The organism is Candidatus Zixiibacteriota bacterium (genome assembly GCA_034003725.1).
Taxonomy (GTDB): domain Bacteria; phylum Zixibacteria; class MSB-5A5; order GN15; family FEB-12; genus WJMS01.
This window is the reverse complement of the sequence record JAVEYB010000001.1, coordinates 618,388-637,882: the sequence shown is the minus strand read 5'-3', so window position 1 is coordinate 637,882 and position 19,495 is coordinate 618,388. Positions and strand designations below refer to the sequence as shown.

The window sequence follows — 19,495 nt, the reverse complement described above, 5'->3', positions numbered from 1 at the left end:
TTGTATTAGTGACAATACAATTGTAACATCTTTGTCATATGATATGTATCATATACGTGTCGTCAAGACAAAAGATTCCCACTGGGAGCGTAGAATAAGGAGGTAACAATGGCTGATATAAGGTTCTCATCGATGGCTGGCCGCCTGCGGCGAACTGAAATCCGCGAGCTGCTCAAGCTCACCCGCACCCCCGGGACTATATCCTTCGGCGGAGGACTCCCCGATCCGGCCATCTTCCCGTACGAGCCCGTCAAAAATGCATCGATGCGCGCGATCAGCGAATTCGGCCGACAGTCGCTGCAATACAGCCCGACCGAAGGGGAGCCCTTCTTCCGGGAACAAGTCGCCGCCTTCATGCGCCGCCAGGGCGAACAAGTGACTCCCGAACAGATCCTTGCTGTCGCCTCCTCTCAGCAGGGTCTTGATCTGCTGGCCAAGATCTTCATCGATCCCGGTGACCCGATCATCATAGAGCGTCCCTGCTACGTCGGCGCGATACAGGCTTTCCGCGCCTTCGGTGCGGACTTCCACGGCGTCGATATGGACGACAACGGCATCATCCCGGAACAACTCAAGGCGAAAATCGATGAGCTGATCGCCGGCGGGCGCCGGCCCCGGTTCATCTATCTGATCCCTGATTTCCAGAACCCGTCGGGTATCAACCTCTCGCTCAAGCGCCGCAAACAGATCCTCGCGCTGGCTGCGGCCTATGACCTCGTCATCCTTGAAGACAGCCCATACAGAGAACTTCGTTTCGTCGGCGATCTCATCCCTTCTATTCGTTCGCTGGACACCGACGGCCGGGTCGTTCAGATGAAGACCCTCTCAAAGATCTTCAGCCCCGGATTCCGTATCGGCTGGATCGTCGCACCGCCGGCTATCCTCGAGAAACTCATCATGGCCAAACAGGGAACGGATTTGTGCACCTCGGCCTTCACCTCGATCATGACCGCCTGCCTGCTGGAAGACGGCTCGCTTGAACGCCAGATCACCGTGAGCAAGGAATTGTACCAGCACAAGGCGGAAGCTATGCTCAGCGCTCTGGAGCGCTACATGCCGAAGATCGACGACATCTGGTGGTCCCGCCCGGAAGGCGGCATGTTCCTCTGGCTTCGCCTGCCCGACTATATGGATACGACCGAGATGCTGTATGATGCGGTGGCTGCCAAAGTCGCCTATGTGGTCGGAAACTGCTTCTACACCGATGGTTCCGGCCGAAATGAGTTACGGTTGAATTACTCGTATCCCACCGAAGAGCAGATTGATCGCGGCATCAGGAACCTGGCCGCGGTGATCGAGGCAAAGGCGCACGCTCACACGGAACCAACCGTCAAGCGGTAGGCGTCGGACTCGCCTCGGTTGCGTTTCGCCGTTGCCACGGCGGGCGATCGACGGCCGGTTCCGCAATCATCTCCGCCGATCTGTACCATGTGACCCACGGCTGCGTCATGTCGTACTTCAATGCCGCCAATTGCACCATGAAGCTTGCCACGCTTGATGCCTGTGTCATCGGGGATTTCTACGCCGATATCACCGGTGGCACGTTCATGGCGACGGCGTCCAATCGGAAGTACTCGTACGACGCGCCTGGTCTCAACCACGGCGCGTGGACGTACTATTGGCTGCACGGTACTGAATCAGTCGGTCTGGTCTACGCCGAGGAAGCCGCTCCGTACGCCGAAGACGGAATGAAGGCGTGGGCCGCCCAGTACAAACTACGTGTTGATTCCAAACACACCGATGCCTACACCGGTGACATGGATATGTAGCGTCAGGTTCGCGAATGATCCACTGAATCAAAAGGCCCGTCGTCAGCGACGGGCCTTTCTATTGCCTTAAGTGCGGGGGAGAACAGGCCGCTTCACCGGCACTGCGGCACGCACGCCGCCGGTGCGGGACCACCGAGATACAGGAAATTCACCATATGTATCAGGTCGGACAGATCCACGTTACAGCCGCTGTCGCCGTTGATATTGGCTGAGGCCGGGCACCCCGCCAACGGTCCGCCGAGCATGACCCCATTGACAAGGTAGATCAGATCCGCCAGATCAACGAGGCCGTCGACGTCCCCGTTGACATTGCCGGCGTCACCCTCGCAACAATCGGTCTCCGGGATGAGTAGCGTGATTTCATCGATACGCACGTTTCCTTCGTAATCGTCGGTATGCGGCTCCCCCACATACAGGAATTCGGCCGGATCGGTGATCGCGAATACATGCTCGAAACCAATCGGCGGCGGGTCTTCGATTATCGTGCCGCCGCCGTCGTACAGCCGGAGCCTGATCTGCCCGTCCCGTTTCTCCAGCTCGGCATAGTACCAGGTGTCGTACTCGTACGTGTGCGCGACATTCCAGTTCCACGTCGATGAGTCCCACACCGTCCCGTCCCACGTGCGAAGGAGATTACCGCCGGAGTTCACCGCCGGGTCCATGTACACCATGAAGATCGGATGAAACGTCTCGCCCCCGCCGTAATTCAGGTGGTTGTCCACATCGATCACCATCTTGCGATGGTAGTGCCACCACAGCTCGGCGCATTCGTCTCCGACACAGGTGTCGTCGGTAATCGTCAGTAGATACATGCCGTTCTCGTAGTAGCCGCCATGATCGTTGAACGCCGGGTCGCTGTAATCGGCCGATTCGTAGTTGGCGAGATCATAGTTGATATGACCGACTCTCGTCCGGATTTTGTACTCCTCAGGAAGTACGTGAGTGCTTCGAATCAGCGCCGCATTCCAAAACTCCGGCGCCTGGAGGGTAGCATATCCATTGGCAATCGTTGCGGCGCCCCCATTGTGCAGCTGGAAGATCAGCCAGCCGCCGTCGCCGAATGTCTGGCCATCCTCCGCCGCAAACGGAATGTCGAAACTCTCTCGGTGCAGGATCGTCCAACCGGAATCGCTGAACGTCGCACCCTCGGCATACACGCTGCCCACATGTGCGGCCATCGCGACAACAGACGCCATCAGCACGAGACGTATCATGACAACTCACCTGTGTAAAAACTTCCGTATATTGAGGATAAAATAGACCGCGCCAGCATGTCAAGATCGAATCTCCCCGCCCCCGACAGCTCCCCCTGTTGATTCCCTCGCCATCCCACCCGGCAACTCCCGACCGGCACCAATATATAGATTGCACTGGTCCACATTTCTGTGTATGTTCCGGCTTGGCGAATATCACTCGTACGAGAAAGACAACGCTTGTGACTTCAAACCTCGGCCTCATGTGCATCCTTGCACACCCCGACGATGAATCTCTGGGCATGGGGCCATCGCTTGTGAAATACGGACGGCAGGGTGTGACACTCTCTGTCGTTACCGCCACGCGCGGCGAACGGGGCCGCTTCTTCGACAACTCCAACCGTCCCGATCACGCCACCGTCGGCCGAACCCGGGAGGCTGAACTTCGCGAGGCGTCCCGCGTCCTCGGCGTCAATCGCCTCTATTTTCTCGACTATATCGATGGCGATCTGGACAAAGCCGACCCGCGTGAAGCGATCGCCAAAATCGCCGCGTGCATCCGAACCGAACGACCCCACGTCATCGCAACCTTCGGCCCGGAAGGCGGCTACGGTCATCCCGACCACATCGCCATCAGTCAGTTTGCCGGCGCCGCCATCGTTTGCGCGGCGGATCCGGCATATTCCGGAACGGACACCGTTGCCGTGTCCCAACAGCCTCACGCCGTATCGAAGTTTTACTATATGGCGTGGACCGAACCTCAGTGGCGTGCCTACCAGTCGGCCTTCAAAGACCTGAAAACGACTGTCGACGGTGTCGAGCGTCGCGCCATGCCGTTCCCGGACTGGGCCGTAACCACGCGCGTGGATACCACCGATTGCGTGGAAACCGTCTGGAAAGCAATCCACTGCCACAAAACTCAATTGTCCATCTACGAGAACCTTGACCGCCTGAGTCCCGAACATAAACATGCCATATTCGGCGAACAGGAATTCTATCGCGTGTTCAGCGCCGTGAACGGTGGGCGGAAAGTTGAAAGCGACTTGTTCGAAGGACTCAGATAACTGCACTGACCGGTCGGCGAATCGATAATTCAGAAGAGGAACCTATGAAAGCCACTGCCAGGCCATCCGAACGAGTAGCCCCGGTGGAGTTGTCTGCCGATCAGTTTCGCCGCCTCGGCCACAGCCTCGTCGATCGGATCAGCGACCTGCTTGATACCATTCGTGATCGTCCCGTCGGTCCTTCGATGACGCCCGGCGACCTGCGCGCCATCGTCGATACCGAGCGATCCCTTCCGCCGACCGGCGCCGACCCGTCACAAGTGCTGGACCGGGCCTGCGATCTCCTGTTCGCTCACTCCCTGTTTAACGGACACCCGCGGTTCTGGGGCTACATTACATCGTCGCCCGCACCGCTCGGTATGCTCGGCGATCTGCTTGCCTCGGCGGTCAACGCCAACCTCGGATCCTGGAAGCTCGCACCCGTCGGTACGGAAATCGAGCTCCAGACGGTGCGTTGGATCGCGGAGTTTATGGGCTATCCGACCGACTGCGGCGGTCTGCTGGTCAGCGGCGGCAATATGGCAAACTTCGTCGGGTTCATGGCCGCCCGGGTCGCGTGTGCCGACTGGGACATCCGGACAGAGGGGATGCGCGCGCATCGCGCCAGGCTCCTCACGCTCTACGCTTCCCGTGAAACGCATACCTGGGTCCAGAAAGCCGCTGACTTGACCGGACTGGGAACCGATGCCATCCGCTGGGTACCGGTGGACTCACGCAATCGCATGGATCTGGCCGCCCTCGATCACATGGTCGCCGCGGACCGGCGCGACGGCCATCTGCCGTTTCTGATCATCGGCGCCGCAGGTACCGTCAGCACCGGCGCCATCGACCCGTTGCGTGAGATCGCCCGGTACTGCCGGGACAATTCGATGTGGTTTCATGTCGATGGCGCGTACGGCGGTGTCGCCGCCGCCATTCCGGGGTTATCCGATGACATCCTCGGCTTGCGCGAGGCCGACTCTGTAGCGGTCGACCCCCATAAATGGCTCTACGCACCGCTCGAAGCCGGCTGTGCCCTGGTGCGTGATCCCGAGAAACTGCGGGCGGCATTCGCCTACCATCCGCCGTACTACCACTTCGGCGAGGAAGCCACCAATCTCGTGGACTACGGCCCCCAGAACTCACGCGGATTCCGTGCCCTGAAAGTCTGGCTCATGCTTCAGCACGTCGGCCGTGATGGTTACGTGCGCATGATGACCGAAGACATCAGGCTGGCCGAACTGCTGTACTCGGTCTTGGAACGACACGAGTGCTTCCAGGTGTTCACGCAGGGTCTCAGTATTACGACCTTTCGCTATATTCCCGCCGACCTGCGCGCTCGTCTCGGCGAGCCCTCTGTAGAGTCCTACCTGAACGAATTGAACAAGGACCTGCTGCTTCGCATGGAGAAGGGCGGCGAAGCCTTCGTCTCCAATGCCGTCCTCGAAAACAAGTTTCTATTGCGCGCCTGTGTGGTCAATTTCAGGACCTCCCGTGCTGATATCGAGCTGCTGCCCTCGATCGCCGCACGCCTGGGGGAAGAGGCGGACCTCAGCCTGCGCCCCTCCGGACTTCAGTAGCGTCCGCTGACCGGGCTTGCCAACAGTGTCGCTCTTTACGTACATTCACTGGTTCATCGCATATATGCTGTGAATGGTGGATATATGACGTCACTCAGTGCGAAAGTCCTGACCGACCTTCAAGGGGCCATCCAAAGACAGGATAAGCCGAGTAATCGGATCGACTACCAGCGGTTCCACAAGCAGCCGCTTGAACACCCGGTCGGTCTTCGCACTCCCGTGCTGCGTGCTGTCTCTTCAGAGATTTTCTCTGAACTTAAGCGACTGCCCGCTGCAGACCTGCTGAAGATCTGTGATGATCTCCTTGCGTCAGGTCGCCGTTACATGCTTTTCTTCGCCTTTGACTTCGCCGACAGGTCGAAACGGCGACTCAGCAAGTCAGATTTCTCCCGTCTGGAACGCTGGCTCAAAACCTACGTCGCAGATTGGGGCAGCTGCGATCATCTCTGCTGCGGTCCCCTCGGTTTTCTGCTGCTTCAGCACGAGGAACTCTCGCCCCGGGCATACCGATGGGCAGATTCAACTCGCTGGTGGCTTCGTCGGGCGGCCGCGGTAAGTCTCATTGTGGCCGTTCGCAACGGCCGCATGATCGAAGAAGTCTTCAAGACCGCAGAGAAACTCCTGAATGACCCCGAAGACCTCGTTCAGAAGGGGTATGGATGGATGTTGAAAGAAGCGACGAGAGAGTTCCCCGCCGAAGTATTCGACTGGGTATTGGCTCGCCGAAAATCAATGCCACGTACGGCGCTCCGATACGCCATCGAGAAACTCCCGCCTGCGATGAAACGCCGGGCTATGGCAAAATAGCCCCCCAACCCTTCGCGCCGCCTTTCGCTCAACCGCTTGACCCTTCTATTAATCTTTCCGAGTAACTCATCTGTCTAATCAGTGAGTTCGAAAACGGAACACGACTTCTGTCGGAGCGGCTGCACCGCCGGCCGCACGGACAGAAAAACATACTCAATCCTCTTCATCCCGTCCCCAATCCGGTGGCGTCGCCCGTAGCCCGGCGAGGCCGCCGGCCTTTTATTCGCAGAAGTGCTTAATCGCCCTCCCTGCATAACCGATACGACAAGAAGGGAGTCCTCCACCCTGATAGACGGAACGAATGTACGATGGATTGGCCCATGTCGTTGATCTACAAGCTCGTCCTGGCAGGCGTTACCATTTACCTGGTGCGGAAAGTGGCATATCTGCTGTGGGTGCGTGAACGTCGGCGGGCCCGCGACGTCCAGATCGGATTCAACTTCTTCGTCGATCGCGATACGGGCCGGAAAGCCGTCTCGGTCAATGTGCCCATCTATGGCGAGCAACCCGGCTTCCGGATGACCGTCGGCGACTCCGGCATTCATCTCGGCTACACGCCGCAGGGTCCGGTACCGGCAACCGTCTCCCGCGTGCTCGCCCATAAGCATCTTTTGCAGATCGTTCTCAACGGGATCGCGCTGCCGTCGCGGGAACAGGTGTATGACATGGGTATCCGTGCCTTTGCCGCCGGAATCCGACAGGAAAACGGTTTTCTCATCTACCCGCCCGACCTCCTGGCTCGCGGCGCACTCTCCGAGGGAGTAACCTCTGGAACCGACATATTCCTCATCCTGCCGGAATTCACCGCACAAACATTGGCCGACCTTCCCGTTGTCGCTGATCTGTTCCGGTCGCGTGACTTCGTACAAGCAATCGCCTACGCCCGTCAGAAAATCGGCGCCGAAGGCGCGCTCATGAATCGCGATGAGGGATGGTTCTTGTACCATGACGACGATTCTCTGCGCGACTCGTTCGTAACCGAGCTCCTCCATCTCGCCTATAGTCGGCTGTTCGAACTCAATGGGCTCACTATATCCGAGAATATCCGGTTGATGCATGTCGACGATTTCCTGACCGACTCTTCGGGAATCGACGGCAGGCCGGTGGAATGCACGCTGTATTTCGAAGACTCCGCGCTGGTTACCTACTGGAAGCAGGCGAAGACATACTACGTCCGCACCGAACCGATCCACTCGCACCCGACCCCTCAGGTCGCCTCAGGTCCATACCGCGAGCTCCTTCGCTACCTTGTCCCCGAAATTGTGCACGACCGTGCCTATTCGAGAAAAAGTCTTCTGAGATTTTCCGTGCAGTACCTTCTCACGACGGCGTACATCCCCGCAATTTGTCTGGCAATTGCCTTCGTGATTGGTGAACTTTTCCCCGGGGTCTCCGAGGCTGTCCGGTTGGCCCCCGCGTTCCCCGGTGCGATTCTGTCCGTCATGTCACTGGTGCTGTCCGTCGTATACGGCCTGAAGGGACTTACCGCAGGGCGACGGCTGGTGCGAGCTGGTCTGTGATAAGGCCGCCCGTAGAAGAGAACGGCGCCGCCCCATATCTCCGGGCGGCGCCGTGTCTGTTATACCTGGAACAGGTACTGCAGCTTGACGAAAAATTGGCGGGAATTCAGTTTCCAGGTCTTGCTGACTTGCTCGTTTTCCGGGAAGAAGTTGTAACTGTGGGTTGATCCCGCGTGCAGAACCGAGAACGAACTCAGTCGGTACGTGATCAACGGGTCGATTTCCCACGTCCGGTCGCTCCATTGGAAATACTGCGGTCCCGCCTCCGAATCTCCCATATAAAAAGCGGCTTTGGAATCGTCGTGCTGGACGATCAACCTCAGCGACAACTCCCGATTTAACTGCAGATTTAGTCTCGTTCGAATGATAAACTGGCGATACAACTCACGTCCGTCGTCGACATCAGTCGCCTTGACCCATTGTACGTTCGGCTCGATCACCAACCGGTCGATCGGCTTCAGATTCAACGCAAACCCCGCCGTATTCTGGTTGCCGACCGCCTCCGCAAATCGCGCCACCTCCCGGCGACTGTGCAAAGACAGATCGTACCCCAGCTTGTCGCTGAGACGGCTGCCGATATCGAAATCGGCGCCGTACAGGTTGTCGTACTCCACGATATTGTCGTATACTCGACTCGTCCAGGCCTCGGTACCGCGGAAGACGTTGAGACGAAAATACGTCTGCGCCCAGCGAAGGTTGCCGTTCAGCGTGGCGTTCTGGTACTCCCACCGACGCGTTCCGTTGTACTCCCACCGGGCCTGCACCGATGCCTCCGGACGCAGTTGCTGGAACGGCCCGCTTTGCGGATAGATCGTGTACCATGTATCTACCGATCCCTCCCGGTAGTCCACCCACGGATCGTAACCGGTCAGGGTTCGATACGATGGGTCCACCTGGCTGTACACGAGCATGAAACTCCAGTGACGCGCGAATCGCTTCAGCCGGGCGATCGCCGCATTGCCGCTGAATGACTCGCCGTCAAATACCGCCGTCCGCGACCCCTCGTCGAACATGATCCCGTCGAGCCCCGCGCTGGCGCCCGGCTTGTCCGGCTCTCCGGTGAAGCTGGCCAGCAACTGACCGTCGACCGCGAGCGTCTGCGTCAACCTGATATCGCCGTCCACGGCCGCGATCGTCCCGTACCCCCCGCCCTCGAATCGCCGGTCGGTCAGGATGATGCCGACCTGCGACGCCGTACCGACGGACTTGGTGCCCCGGAGTACATTCACCCAGCTGCGATCGGCAAGCACGAGCTGTGAGCTCTCCTCCAGCGGGACGAGATACACCGTATTCTCGTCCTGTGCCGACATCATGCCGAGGGTGAAGTCCGCCTTTCGGCTCACGAATTTGGCCGCATATTCGGGGTCGTTAACCGTCCGCGTGTAAAACGAGTTAAACAGGGTGCGAAACACATCGGCGCCCTCCTGGAAAAACGGACGTCGCTCGGGGTAGAACAACGCAATGGTCGTGTTGACGTCGACCTGCGCTGCATCGGACTCGATCTGGCTGAAGTCCGGGTTATACGCAGCCTCCAGAGTCATGTCGGACGAAACGGCGTACTTGCCGCCGATCGACACCTCGCCCATCACATCCTCATTGTCGAAACTCGACTGCGGATCGCCGGGATTCGCCAGCGACCCGGACTGAAACGCGACATACGTAGGGAGCAACTCGAGCCCTTTCCCGGCCTGAACGCTCGCTATCCCCCCGCCGGTGCCCCATTGGCACGGCCAGCACGGCTCGTTACGGTCGCGGGCAACCCATGAATACTGGTGATAGCTTTCGCGGGGCCGCAGCCGTTCAAAATTGATCCGCCACGACTGTACGTCGCGGTTCGGAAATCGAAGACTCGCAAACGGCACCGCCAACTCCACCTGGTAGCCGGAATCGGTGATCTTCGCCGCCGACTCCCAGATGAGATCGAATCCCGGATCCTCACCCACTATACTCGTCCACAAAAAATCCTTCTGGATCCCGTACGGGTTTACGTAGAAATGGTACGCCCAGGATGCGTCGCCATAGGTATCGAGCATCAGCGCCACCGCGTCGTTGCCGTCGAATTGATCGCGCTGGCACATAGTCGCGCGCACGGTGGACGGATCGTCGAGACAAACAAACGCGACATACAGCTTCTCGTCGTCGTACGCCACAAGCGTCCTCGTTGATACATCCGGCTCCGTATTGTCGCCGGGGAATCGCTCAACGAAATTCGTCACGCTGGCCGCTGTCTGCCACCCTTGATCGGAAATATCTCCGTCGATATCAATCGCACTGGACGCTCTCGTAACCGTGATCTCCGGCGTGTAATTCGGCTTCGCCGTCGGAGAACTCGGCGTCAGCAATAGCAACGTGAATCCCGAAATCAGTGAGGCTGATACCGCCCTCCAGATATGGACGTTACCCATGGCTTTCATAGGCGTACTCCTGGCTGCACGCCACCACAGGTCTCTGCAGCGGCGCGAAATTCGGCTACTCTCGATGTGCGCGATTCACGGGTGGAGCCGGCTGCAAACGTTCGCTCGCAGCGGCACGAAGCGTAGCCCGATGTTCCTTACGGATGGCGTATACGCGAACCCATCACGATTGTTTCACCAATAAGATGAACAGAGAGACTACATGTTCAATTCCCGACCACGATCTCTAAGTAACGCAACTCCTGCGCTGTCGATACGTATGTATGTGTAATAGGGACATCAAGTCTTGGCGCGGACTACACCCCTGAGGCCTGCCCCTCGGCAGAGCCGCATATCGTGCGTCCTGAAGGGCGCTGTCGGCGTCCTCCGTCAGGATCCTGGTGTTGTCACGACCCCGCCTTGGCGGTAGGACGAGTGTTCTGGTGGCTGCTCGGACTGGTTGCCTGTGATTCGACTCCCTGAGACACGGCGCGCCGCCGACGGGGGAGAGGTCGCTGCGGCGGACTTCCTTGTTGCCTCAGCAAGCCGTGAACGTTAGCTTGCAGCCATGGGAAAGATACTCAAACAGAGAATCAAGCAGAAACGCTTCGAAAGCGCCGCCCAGGAAGTAATCCTTAACGCACTCGTCACCGCGGATTACCTCGTGCAGAAACTCAACGACGTGTGTGAACAACACGGCATTTCTCATTCCCAGTACAACGTGCTGCGAATCCTCCGCGGGGTCCACCCGCACGGGTACCCGCGCTACGAAATTGCTGACCGCATGCTGGAACGATCGCCCGATGTTACCCGGTTGCTGGACCGCCTGACCCGTATGAAGCTCGTGGTTCGCGGACGGTCTGCAGATGACAGCAGGCTGTCCATCGCGACGATCACGGTCAAGGGTCTCGACCTGCTCGAACGAATGGCCCCCGCCGTTCAATCGCTCCATCGACATGTCGAGCAGAGACTGACGGCGGCCGAACGGCGGGAATTCTCCAAATTGTGCGAGAAGCTGTACGGGCAGCAACAGATCCCCTGATCGAGCGTCGCCGGCTAATCAGTCCGCTCGCAGAGTTCTATCACCTCGAGGATAAACGCAAGTTCGAAAGCATAGTCGCGCAGGTATGCATACCGGCCGGTCGGACCGAAATGCCCCGCGTCGAACCGCGTCACCAGCAATAGCAGATTGTCGTCGGTTTTCGTCTGCCGGAGCCTGGCCGTCCACTTGGCGGGTTCCAGAAAATGCACGCGCGGATCGTGAAATCCCGCCATGACCAGCATGTGCGGATACTCCTGCGGGCGAACGTTGTCGACCGGCGAGTAGGATCGAAGGTACTCGCGTACGTCGTGCCGGACCGGATTGCCCCATTCATCGTACTCACCGACCGTCAGCGGAATCTTCTCGTCCATCATGGTGTTGACCACATCGACGAACGGTACGTCGGCGACGGCCGCCGCAAATAGGTCCGGCCGCATGTTCACTACCGCACCGATCAGCAGTCCGCCGGCGCTGAATCCCTCGACCACCAGGCGGTCCGGATGCGTGTACTTCTCCGCAATCAGGTGCTCCGCACACGCAATGAAATCGGTGAACGTGTTGATCTTGCGGTCCAGCTTGCCGTCCTCGTACCATCGGCGTCCCATCTCCGAACCGCCGCGCACATGCGCGATCGCGTAAACGAAACCACGCTCCAGGAGGCTGAGCCGCGGCGAGAAAAACTCCGGATCCTGACTCTCTCCATACGCGCCATATCCGTACAAGAGCAGCGGATTGGTGCCGTCGCGACTGATGTCAGCCCGGTACACCAGGGAAATCGGGACGATCGCGCCGTCGCTCGCTGTTGCAAACACCCGTTCGGAATGGAAATCTGCCGGGTCGTACCCCCCCGGTACGAGTTCGCGCTTTCGGAACAGCAGCTCTCTGCTGTCCATGTCGTAATCGTATACCGTTTCCGGCGTGACCAGTGATGTATAAATCAATCGGATGACGTTCGTTTCAAACTCGGGGTTGCGCCCGCTCCACAGCGAATACAGCGATTCGGGGAATCGCACTACGTGACTGTCGTTCGTTCGCAGGTCGATAACCCGCACCCGCATTTGCGCCGCCTCCCGCTCGAACAAAACGAGGTGACCGGCGAATACCTCCGCGTCCTCGAGCAGAACCGTCTCGCGATGCGGTACCTGCTCCGTCCAGTTGCCGGGGCCGGGATTGCGTACCGGCGCCGCCATCATTCTGAAATTGACCGCCTCCAGGTTCGTCAGGATGAAAAATCGATCTCCATGATGCATCAGGTAATACTCGAGCCCGGCCTCTCGCGCCCGAACAAGCTGAAACCGTCCGCCCGGCGTATCGGCGTTCAGGATGTGTACCTCGGTGGTCACCTGGCTTTCCAGACGAAGAAACAGGTACTGCCCGCTGCGCGTACGGTATATCCGCAGCCTGAACGCCAGATCGTCCTCTTGATACAACAATTCGTCGTCGCATTGCCGGCAGCCGACCGTGTGGCGCCACAGTTGATACGGCCTGAGCGTGTCATCAAGGCGGGTATAAAACAATGTGCGGTTGTCGTTGGCCCACCGGGCTTGCCAGTGGACGTTGTCCAGCACATCAGGCAGCAGCGTGCCGCTCGACAGATCCTTGAACCGGAGAGTATATTGCTCCCTGCCCGTCGTATCGATCGAATACGCCAATAGCGAGTGGTCGGGGCTGACTGCGAATATGCCGAGATCGCAGTAGTCACCCCCCTCCGCTATCGCATTGAGATCAAGGACTACTTCTTCCGGTCCGTCGAGATTGTCGCGCCGCCGGCAATACACGTAGTACTGCTGGCCCTTCTGCGTACGCCGATAGTACAGGTGATCGCCGTCACGCACTGGAACCGTAATATCATCTTCCGGAATGCGCGATCGCATTTCCCGATAGAGCTGTTCCTGCAGGCCGGTCGTATGCTGCATGACCTGCCGGGCGTACTCGTTTTCCTCCTGAAGAAACCGAACCAGTTCGGGGTTCGACCTGTCGTGAAGCCAGTACAACTTGTCCATGGAAAGCGTCCTTGAGACCAGGCGCTCGTCACCGCGGCTGCATTCCGCCCGCGGCGGCCGCCGCCTCCCGGACCACCTGCCAGGTCCGACGCACGTCCTCTTCCGTCACATTCGTCTGAGCGATCACAAGACGAACCGCGTACGCCCCTGACAGTCGGGTGTGAGTCAGGTACGCTTGGCCGCTCGCATTGATACTCTCGAGCAGGTGTTCGTTCAACGCATCGAGTCTTCGCGGATCGTCGATGCCGGCCGGATGATAGCGGAAGCATAAAACGTTCAGGGGCGCGGGCGCCAGAAGCTCAAACTCAGGATCGTCTTCTATCCACCGAGCGACCGACTGTGCCATCGAGATGTGCCGGCGTACCATCGCCTGAAGCCCGTGTCGCCCGTACGTGCGAATGACAAACCACAACTTCAAAGCCCGAAAACGCCGACCGAGCTGGATCCCCCAATCCCGGTAGTTGTTCACCCGCTCACCTTCGCTGGTCTTGAGATACTCAGGCAGGATCTCAAATGTCTGCACCAGTGCCGCGGGGTCTTTTACGAAGTACGCCGAGCAGTCGAAATTCGTGAACATCCACTTGTGCGGGTTGAACACAACGGAATCGGCCAGCTCGATACCGTCCGCCATCCAGCGGCATTCCTCGAGCAACAGGGCCGTACCGGCGTATGCCGCGTCGACGTGCAGCCACAGGTTGTGTGATCGACAGATCTCGCCGATTGCCCGCACCGGATCGATCGCGGTCGACCCGGTCGTACCAACCGTGGCCACCACCGCCAGTGGCCGGATCCCCTCGGCCGTATCGAGCTCAACAGCGCGAGTCAGAAGGTCCGGCCGCATCGCGTATCGACCGTCTACCGCGAGCTTTCGAAGACTCTCAGCTCCGAAACCGGCTATTTTCACCGCCTTCTCGATCGACGAATGCGTTTCGGTTGAGCAGTAGATGGCATATTTGTCGCCGGACTCAAAACCGCGACGATTGACCCCGAACCCTGACACCTTCTCCCGCGCCGTCAACAGAGAACAGAGGGTAGCCGTCGATGCCGTGTCCTGAATGACGCCGACAAACTCATCCGGCAGCCCGATCATCTGTTGCAGCCAGCGCATTACCGTCTCCTCCAGCTCGGTGGCCGCCGGCGAGGTCGCCCAGCTCATGCACTGGGCGCCGAGTGTCGACATAAGCATCTCCGCCAAAATCGACGGCGGGCTGCTGTTCGCCGGGAAATAGGCATGGAAACTCGGATGTTGCCAGTGCGTCATGCCCGGAAGGATAATGGACTGGAAGTCCGAAAAGATGCGACCGAACGGCTCGCCGTCGTCCGGAGCCGATCCGGGCAACTGCCGGGCGACCTCCTTCGGTTGTACCTGGGCTTTGACCGGGTAGTCGCGCACATGTTCGAGATAGTCGGCCATCCAGTCAACTAACTCGTGTGCGTGTGATCTGAAATCATCAAGGTTCATAGTCTTAAATCGCGCGCGGCCTTTTTCCGGTGACTATGAGGGTTTCTCATACGTAAGGTAGTGAGAAGTCCCTTCGGGGGCAAGGTCGTGCGTTTCGTAATGACCGCTTGCTCCGACAGCAGCCCCGGTATAAGTTCGTACCTACGCACAACAGAACGTCGGAGATCGGAAGCCGTATGATTGATCTGTCGGGAAAGGTTATGCTCGTGACCGGCGCCTCGCGCGGTATCGGGCGGGCCACCGCACTTTTGGCCGCCCGCGCGGGAGCTGATATCGCGGTTCACTATCGGGACTGCCGCAATGCGGCCGAGGACGTGTGCGAAGAGGCGCAAAGACAAGGGGTTACGGCCGCAGCATGGCAGGCCGATATCGCCCGCCGCGAGCAGGTTGACGCCATGGTCAGCCGGGTCGTCGCTCACTTCGGCCGTATCGACATCGTCGTTAACAATGCCGGCATCTGGAAGTACGATCCAATCGATCAGATAGCCGACGACGTCCTCAAAGAGACGATCGACGTCAACCTGCTGGGTTGCTTCTGGGTCATCAAAGCCTCCGTCCCGCATATGATCCGACAGAAGTCCGGAAACATAATCAATCTTGCGTCAACCGCCGGTCAGCGCGGCGAAGCGTTTCACTCGTCCTATGCCTCCACCAAGGGGGCATTGATCAGCCTGACCAAATCTCTCGCGGTTGAACTGGCCCCGCATAACATCCGGGTCAATTGCGTTGCGCCCGGCTGGGTCCTCACTGACATGAGCCGCGACGCGCTTGAAGAAGACTCTGATCGTTCGATTGTCGCCAAGATTCCGATGGGGCGGGTTGGAACCCCCGACGAACTGGCGGGACCTGTTGTCTTCATGGCCTCGGATCTCTCGTCGTTTGTAACGGGGGAGATTCTCAACGTCAATGGCGGCGCCGTGTTGTGCGGTTGAACGGGAGACCGTGATGTTCCGTGCCGTGCTGACAACTCTGCTGCTGGTGTTATCGGCTGCGACCCTCTGTCCCGCATACGATGTCTCTGCAAAGGATCGTTGCATTCAGGTGTCTTCCGGATCGGGGAGTATCCGCCTCTCATCGCCACTGACTTTGCCGGCCCTGGCTTCCCTCCGGCAGGTGACGGACTCGAGCGATACCGACACCCGAAGCCGACGCCCGTTTCTCCTTGGAGACCTGTGGTATGCTGGCAGGACCACAATCGCGGATGCCGCCCGCATCTATTCCTCGCCCGCACGTCTCAATACGCGAAACGCTCTCTTCGCGGGCGGAATCATCGCCGTCGGAGGCATCTTGCTCACCCTTGATGACGAAATACATGCTGCTGTCATTCGCAGCCGCGATGATCAGCCCCTCAAGGCCATCATCGACGTAGGGGAGGAGATCGAGGTGATTGGAAACGGCGGCAAGACCGCCAAATACTACCTCGGGGCGTTAGTGCTGGGATATGTTACCGGATACGACCGTCTCACCTGGCTGGCGGCCGATGTTGTCGAGTCGTATTACATCGCGGGAGGCGTCAAGAACCTCGCGAATTTTGTCGCTTCGCGTGAACGGCCCCGCGACGCCCGGGACTCACACGAGTTCAGCTTCAACGGCGACGGAACGTCGTTTCCATCCGGCCATGCCGCCAATGTCATTCAACTCGCCAATATCATCTCACGCCATGCCGACTGCCTGCCTGTAACGGTGGCTGCCTACACGCTCGCCGGTACGGTGTCGCTGCAGCGAATCTCGTCGGACTCGCACTGGCCGTCAGACGTCTACTTTGCGCTCGTGTACGGATGGTTTGTCTCTGATGAAATTCTGAAGTTGAATCATACCCGTCGGCTTGCGGTGACCCCGACCGCCGACACCCGCGGCGGACTGGGCCTCAGCGTACGCTTCGCTTTCTGAGGACTGCGCTCAGCGCGCTGTGAACTGGTCGCGCGGCAGGTCGTGACCGTGCATGGTCGTCCGGGGAGCCACGGTCGGGGGGCCTACAAAAATCACGCTTTTGTAAAGATCTTTGCCGTACCGGCGCATGCGACGGAATTCCTCGATCGGAATACGCACGTTTCGGGCCCGCTCCACGTCCTTGCCGTAAAATTTCTGGTAGGAATCGTGAAAGTACACGTACTCTCGGTCGAAACCCGTCAACACGACCCAGTGCGGCGAGCGGTCGCCGTGAAGCCGGTAGGTGCTGATCAATACGATCGGGACACTGTTCCGATACATGGCCGCGAATATCTCCTCGGACGGAAAGTCGTAGTACGCGACCGCTACCCCGAGCTCCCGCGTGCGAGACTTCAGATCCTCATGAACCAGCTTGATAATCTGGCGCTTCTCGTCAAGCCGCACCGACGAGAAAAACGGCGTCTGTTCCCTGGAAAGTATCACCCGCGACTGGTAGCCCCGTCGCTGCGCCGCAATCGCCAGCCCAAACGGACCCGTCCCGCCGATTCCCTCCGTCATGAATACCAGCGTGGCCTCTTTCCACAGGTTGACCTCCAGTCGACGACTGAGATTCAACTCGGGCGTGTAATACTTGAAAGCCATCATCAGGCAGGCCGAACCGCACGTGAACTCCAGCGTCTGCCCGTAGTACGGCACTTTCATCCGCACCGAATCCGCCGGCATCCGCTTCAGTTCCTTGATCATGCGAAGTCCCGGCGAGCCGTCCTCGTAGTAATCGCCGAGCGTTTCGATTGTCTCGAAACCGTGTGTCCGGTAGAAACCGATCGCCTGCGCGTTGTCGGCTCTGACTTCCAGCGACACGGTCTCACAACGGCGATACACCGCCTCGTCTTCGCACGCCGCCAACAGTTTCTTTCCCAGCCCGCGTCCCTGAACGGTCGGATCAATCGCGATATTGTACAACCGCCCGACCGGTAATTTGCGACGCCAGAGCATGATTGCGCCCCCCGCCACCGACCTGTCACTTTCTATTACTAAGACAGTCGCATGAGCGCGGGTCAGCAGGTATTCAATCTGGCTCTCGGTGAAACGATCGCTTTTGAAGCTTGTCTCTTCAAGCCGGACAAGAGCCGGCAGATCGTCGATAGTCGCCGGCCGGATCGGCGTCTCTGAGGACATGGTCAATTCTGCTCGTTCATGAGATAGCGGATGACGTCTTCATAGATGTGCGGCGCTTTCGTATCTTCGTCACCCGCATTGATTGTCGGATTGTCGTTGACCTCGATCACCAGGTAGCTGTCGGCCACCTGCTTGAGATCGATGCCGTACAACCCCTTGCCCACGGCCGCTGCCGCCGCTCGCGCCGTTTCCAAAAGCTTCGGGTCAACCTTGTCAATCTCTACCGCGATTACCGGTCCGATAATCGCCCTGCCTTCGGCCGTGTACGTGAGGATTTTCCACCGCTTCCTGGGAATGACATACTGGCACACGTACAACGGCTTGCCGTTGAGTACGCCAACCCGCCAGTCAAACTCCGAGCGCACGAACCGCTGCACGACAATCCGGTCCGACCGTCTCAAAAAGCGGCGCCCGACTTTGATGAACTCCGCCGGCGTCTCCACCTTGTCGACATACATCGAAAAACTGCTGTTGGGCGCTTTCAGCACCAGCGGCCAGCCCATCGTCTCCAGAAGTTGCTCGGCCCGCGCATGCGTCACTTCCTTTTCCTCGAGCCAGATCGTATCCGGCATCGGGACGCCGGCAGCCTTGAGATGCGCGTACATGTTGATCTTGTCGCAGCAGATATAGATGGATTCCGGATCATCCAGAACCCGCTTGCCGTAAAGCTGCGCCGTGCGCGCCGCCACGTACGAGGTGTTGAGCGGATCCGTCAGCGCCCGGATAAAAATCGCGTCGTACTGCGGAATCTTGTACATGTCCGGCCGAAACAGGTAATCGACCGTGTGCCCCATCCGGCGCGCCACCTGGCTGAACTTCATCAGCGCCTCCATCTCGTCCGAACTGGAGATGGTGTATCGCTCCACGAATACGCCTATTCGTCCCATGTCACCAGCTTCCCGATATGTTCGAGCTCCCGCTTGTGCAGTTTTTCGAACGGCAGTTGTGAAACATCGCTGAACAGCATCGTGCCGTCCACAAGTTCGAGCAGCCGAACCCGGGCCAGCGGGATGTTGAACGCACGCCAGACGGCTTCGGCCGCCGCCTCATACTTGCGCGTGGCACACCACCCCAGCACGGCGCGGCAGTATACCACCCGTGCCCCCTGCGGAATGTCCTGGCAGCACATCGCGTATGTGAAGTTGCGCGTCATGGAACGCGCCACCGACTCCCGGCGGTTCGCCTTCAAGACGATCCGACTCTTCGTCATGAACGGATTGATCGGATCCACCACGACCGGCGGCTCGAAATAGCTGTTGGTAATGTAGTATTCAGGTATCGGCAGACCGGCCAGCCGCGCCTTTTCGAGAAATATCGGCGTGACATAGGCGTCCAGAATTTCCCTGCACGTCGGACGAATCTCCAACCCCCCGTTCTCCAGATCCTGCGACCGGTAGTACGGCAATTCGAGGTAATCGTACGTGCCCGCCAGATTCACTCGCGAACCGTCGGCCCTCAACCTCGCGATATACCCGTTCCGACTCGCGTGCCGCACGACCGCGCTCAGCGCCGATTGCCGCGCTCCGTCGGAAGAATCACTCGTGTGTGACGAGCTTGCCATGTGATCAGTAGTCATCTCGCCACGCAAGTGCATCCTGCTCATGGTCGCCGTCG

General features: G+C 59.0%; 16 protein-coding genes. 9 read left to right on the top strand and 7 right to left on the bottom strand.

Annotation, left to right across the window (positions count from 1 at the left end; all coding sequences use genetic code 11):
• Positions 1-108 precede the first annotated feature (108 nt).
• Together RBT76_02720 and RBT76_02715 are read left to right on the top strand one after the other, a co-directional pair.
• Positions 109-1,341, top strand: coding sequence for a PLP-dependent aminotransferase family protein (locus RBT76_02720; protein MDX9856683.1), 1,233 nt, complete (start codon positions 109-111; stop codon positions 1,339-1,341).
• Positions 1,342-1,448: 107 nt separating this feature from the next.
• On the top strand, positions 1,449-1,769 hold the full coding sequence (locus tag RBT76_02715; GenBank protein ID MDX9856682.1) for a hypothetical protein: 321 nt from the start codon (positions 1,449-1,451) through the stop codon (positions 1,767-1,769).
• 92 nt (positions 1,770-1,861) lie between these two features.
• Here the strand turns inward: RBT76_02715 and RBT76_02710 are convergent, their stop codons facing one another.
• Positions 1,862-2,983, bottom strand: a complete 1,122-nt coding sequence (locus RBT76_02710; GenBank protein ID MDX9856681.1) for a hypothetical protein — start codon at positions 2,981-2,983, stop codon at positions 1,862-1,864.
• Between the two features lie 242 nt (positions 2,984-3,225).
• Here RBT76_02710 and RBT76_02705 point away from each other — a divergent pair, with 242 nt between their 5' ends.
• The 4 genes from RBT76_02705 (at position 3,226) to RBT76_02690 (ending at position 7,912) form a co-directional block, all read left to right on the top strand.
• Entirely contained in the window at positions 3,226-4,026 is an 801-nt protein-coding gene (locus tag RBT76_02705; protein MDX9856680.1) for a PIG-L family deacetylase, read from the top strand.
• 44 nt (positions 4,027-4,070) lie between these two features.
• Positions 4,071-5,585, top strand: a complete 1,515-nt coding sequence (locus RBT76_02700) for a pyridoxal-dependent decarboxylase (protein ID MDX9856679.1) — start codon at positions 4,071-4,073, stop codon at positions 5,583-5,585.
• Between the two features lie 84 nt (positions 5,586-5,669).
• Entirely contained in the window at positions 5,670-6,392 is a 723-nt protein-coding gene (locus RBT76_02695; protein ID MDX9856678.1) for a DNA alkylation repair protein, read from the top strand.
• 320 nt (positions 6,393-6,712) lie between these two features.
• The gene (locus tag RBT76_02690) at positions 6,713-7,912 is read left to right on the top strand and encodes a hypothetical protein (protein MDX9856677.1); all 1,200 of its coding nucleotides are present in this window, start codon (positions 6,713-6,715) and stop codon (positions 7,910-7,912) included.
• A gap of 59 nt (positions 7,913-7,971) precedes the next feature.
• On the opposite strand, the gene RBT76_02685 is transcribed toward RBT76_02690, so the two are convergent.
• Entirely contained in the window at positions 7,972-10,326 is a 2,355-nt protein-coding gene (locus RBT76_02685) for a carbohydrate binding family 9 domain-containing protein (protein MDX9856676.1), read from the bottom strand.
• Between the two features lie 547 nt (positions 10,327-10,873).
• Here RBT76_02685 and RBT76_02680 point away from each other — a divergent pair.
• Positions 10,874-11,347, top strand: coding sequence for a MarR family transcriptional regulator (locus RBT76_02680; protein MDX9856675.1), 474 nt, complete (start codon positions 10,874-10,876; stop codon positions 11,345-11,347).
• A 14-nt stretch (positions 11,348-11,361) separates the two neighbouring features.
• On the opposite strand, the gene RBT76_02675 is transcribed toward RBT76_02680, so the two are convergent.
• Both RBT76_02675 and RBT76_02670 read right to left on the bottom strand, forming a co-directional pair.
• Entirely contained in the window at positions 11,362-13,350 is a 1,989-nt protein-coding gene (locus tag RBT76_02675; GenBank protein ID MDX9856674.1) for a S9 family peptidase, read from the bottom strand.
• A gap of 28 nt (positions 13,351-13,378) precedes the next feature.
• A complete protein-coding gene (locus RBT76_02670) occupies positions 13,379-14,812 on the bottom strand; it encodes a pyridoxal-dependent decarboxylase (protein ID MDX9856673.1) in 1,434 nt (477 codons plus the stop codon).
• Between the two features lie 176 nt (positions 14,813-14,988).
• On the opposite strand from RBT76_02670, the gene RBT76_02665 reads away from it, so the two are divergent.
• Together RBT76_02665 and RBT76_02660 are read left to right on the top strand one after the other, a co-directional pair.
• Positions 14,989-15,744: a 3-oxoacyl-ACP reductase family protein gene (locus RBT76_02665; protein MDX9856672.1), complete on the top strand. Its 756-nt coding sequence runs from the start codon at positions 14,989-14,991 to the stop codon at positions 15,742-15,744.
• Positions 15,745-15,757: 13 nt separating this feature from the next.
• Positions 15,758-16,702, top strand: a complete 945-nt coding sequence (locus RBT76_02660; GenBank protein ID MDX9856671.1) for a phosphatase PAP2 family protein — start codon at positions 15,758-15,760, stop codon at positions 16,700-16,702.
• 9 nt (positions 16,703-16,711) lie between these two features.
• On the opposite strand, the gene RBT76_02655 is transcribed toward RBT76_02660, so the two are convergent.
• From RBT76_02655 to RBT76_02645, 3 genes are read right to left on the bottom strand one after another with little or no spacing between them, the layout of a single operon-like run.
• Complete coding sequence (locus tag RBT76_02655; protein MDX9856670.1) at positions 16,712-17,881, bottom strand: GNAT family N-acetyltransferase/peptidase C39 family protein; 1,170 nt, start codon at positions 17,879-17,881, stop codon at positions 16,712-16,714.
• Between the two features lie 2 nt (positions 17,882-17,883).
• The gene (locus RBT76_02650; protein ID MDX9856669.1) at positions 17,884-18,768 is read right to left on the bottom strand and encodes an ATP-grasp domain-containing protein; all 885 of its coding nucleotides are present in this window, start codon (positions 18,766-18,768) and stop codon (positions 17,884-17,886) included.
• On the bottom strand, positions 18,756-19,484 hold the full coding sequence (locus tag RBT76_02645) for a RimK-like ATPgrasp N-terminal domain-containing protein (GenBank protein MDX9856668.1): 729 nt from the start codon (positions 19,482-19,484) through the stop codon (positions 18,756-18,758). Before RBT76_02645 ends, RBT76_02650 begins: the two co-directional genes overlap by 13 nt.
• Positions 19,485-19,495: the final 11 nt, after the last annotated feature.

Excerpts from the sequence above, each read along its gene's own strand:
- RBT76_02680 (MDX9856675.1), top strand. The coding sequence starts at position 10,874 with ATGGGAAAGATACTCAAACAGAGAATCAAGCAGAAACGCTTCGAAAGC.
- RBT76_02700 (MDX9856679.1), top strand. The coding sequence starts at position 4,071 with ATGAAAGCCACTGCCAGGCCATCCGAACGAGTAGCCCCGGTGGAGTTG.
- RBT76_02705 (MDX9856680.1), top strand. The coding sequence starts at position 3,226 with ATGTGCATCCTTGCACACCCCGACGATGAATCTCTGGGCATGGGGCCA.
- RBT76_02655 (MDX9856670.1), bottom strand. The coding sequence starts at position 17,881 with ATGTCCTCAGAGACGCCGATCCGGCCGGCGACTATCGACGATCTGCCG.
- RBT76_02660 (MDX9856671.1), top strand. The coding sequence starts at position 15,758 with ATGTTCCGTGCCGTGCTGACAACTCTGCTGCTGGTGTTATCGGCTGCG.
- RBT76_02645 (MDX9856668.1), bottom strand. The coding sequence starts at position 19,484 with ATGAGCAGGATGCACTTGCGTGGCGAGATGACTACTGATCACATGGCA.
- RBT76_02685 (MDX9856676.1), bottom strand. The coding sequence starts at position 10,326 with ATGAAAGCCATGGGTAACGTCCATATCTGGAGGGCGGTATCAGCCTCA.
- RBT76_02715 (MDX9856682.1), top strand. The coding sequence starts at position 1,449 with ATGTCGTACTTCAATGCCGCCAATTGCACCATGAAGCTTGCCACGCTT.
- RBT76_02710 (MDX9856681.1), bottom strand. The coding sequence starts at position 2,983 with ATGATACGTCTCGTGCTGATGGCGTCTGTTGTCGCGATGGCCGCACAT.
- RBT76_02690 (MDX9856677.1), top strand. The coding sequence starts at position 6,713 with ATGTCGTTGATCTACAAGCTCGTCCTGGCAGGCGTTACCATTTACCTG.
- RBT76_02670 (MDX9856673.1), bottom strand. The coding sequence starts at position 14,812 with ATGAACCTTGATGATTTCAGATCACACGCACACGAGTTAGTTGACTGG.
- RBT76_02650 (MDX9856669.1), bottom strand. The coding sequence starts at position 18,768 with ATGGGACGAATAGGCGTATTCGTGGAGCGATACACCATCTCCAGTTCG.
- RBT76_02675 (MDX9856674.1), bottom strand. The coding sequence starts at position 13,350 with ATGGACAAGTTGTACTGGCTTCACGACAGGTCGAACCCCGAACTGGTT.
- RBT76_02665 (MDX9856672.1), top strand. The coding sequence starts at position 14,989 with ATGATTGATCTGTCGGGAAAGGTTATGCTCGTGACCGGCGCCTCGCGC.
- RBT76_02695 (MDX9856678.1), top strand. The coding sequence starts at position 5,670 with ATGACGTCACTCAGTGCGAAAGTCCTGACCGACCTTCAAGGGGCCATC.
- RBT76_02720 (MDX9856683.1), top strand. The coding sequence starts at position 109 with ATGGCTGATATAAGGTTCTCATCGATGGCTGGCCGCCTGCGGCGAACT.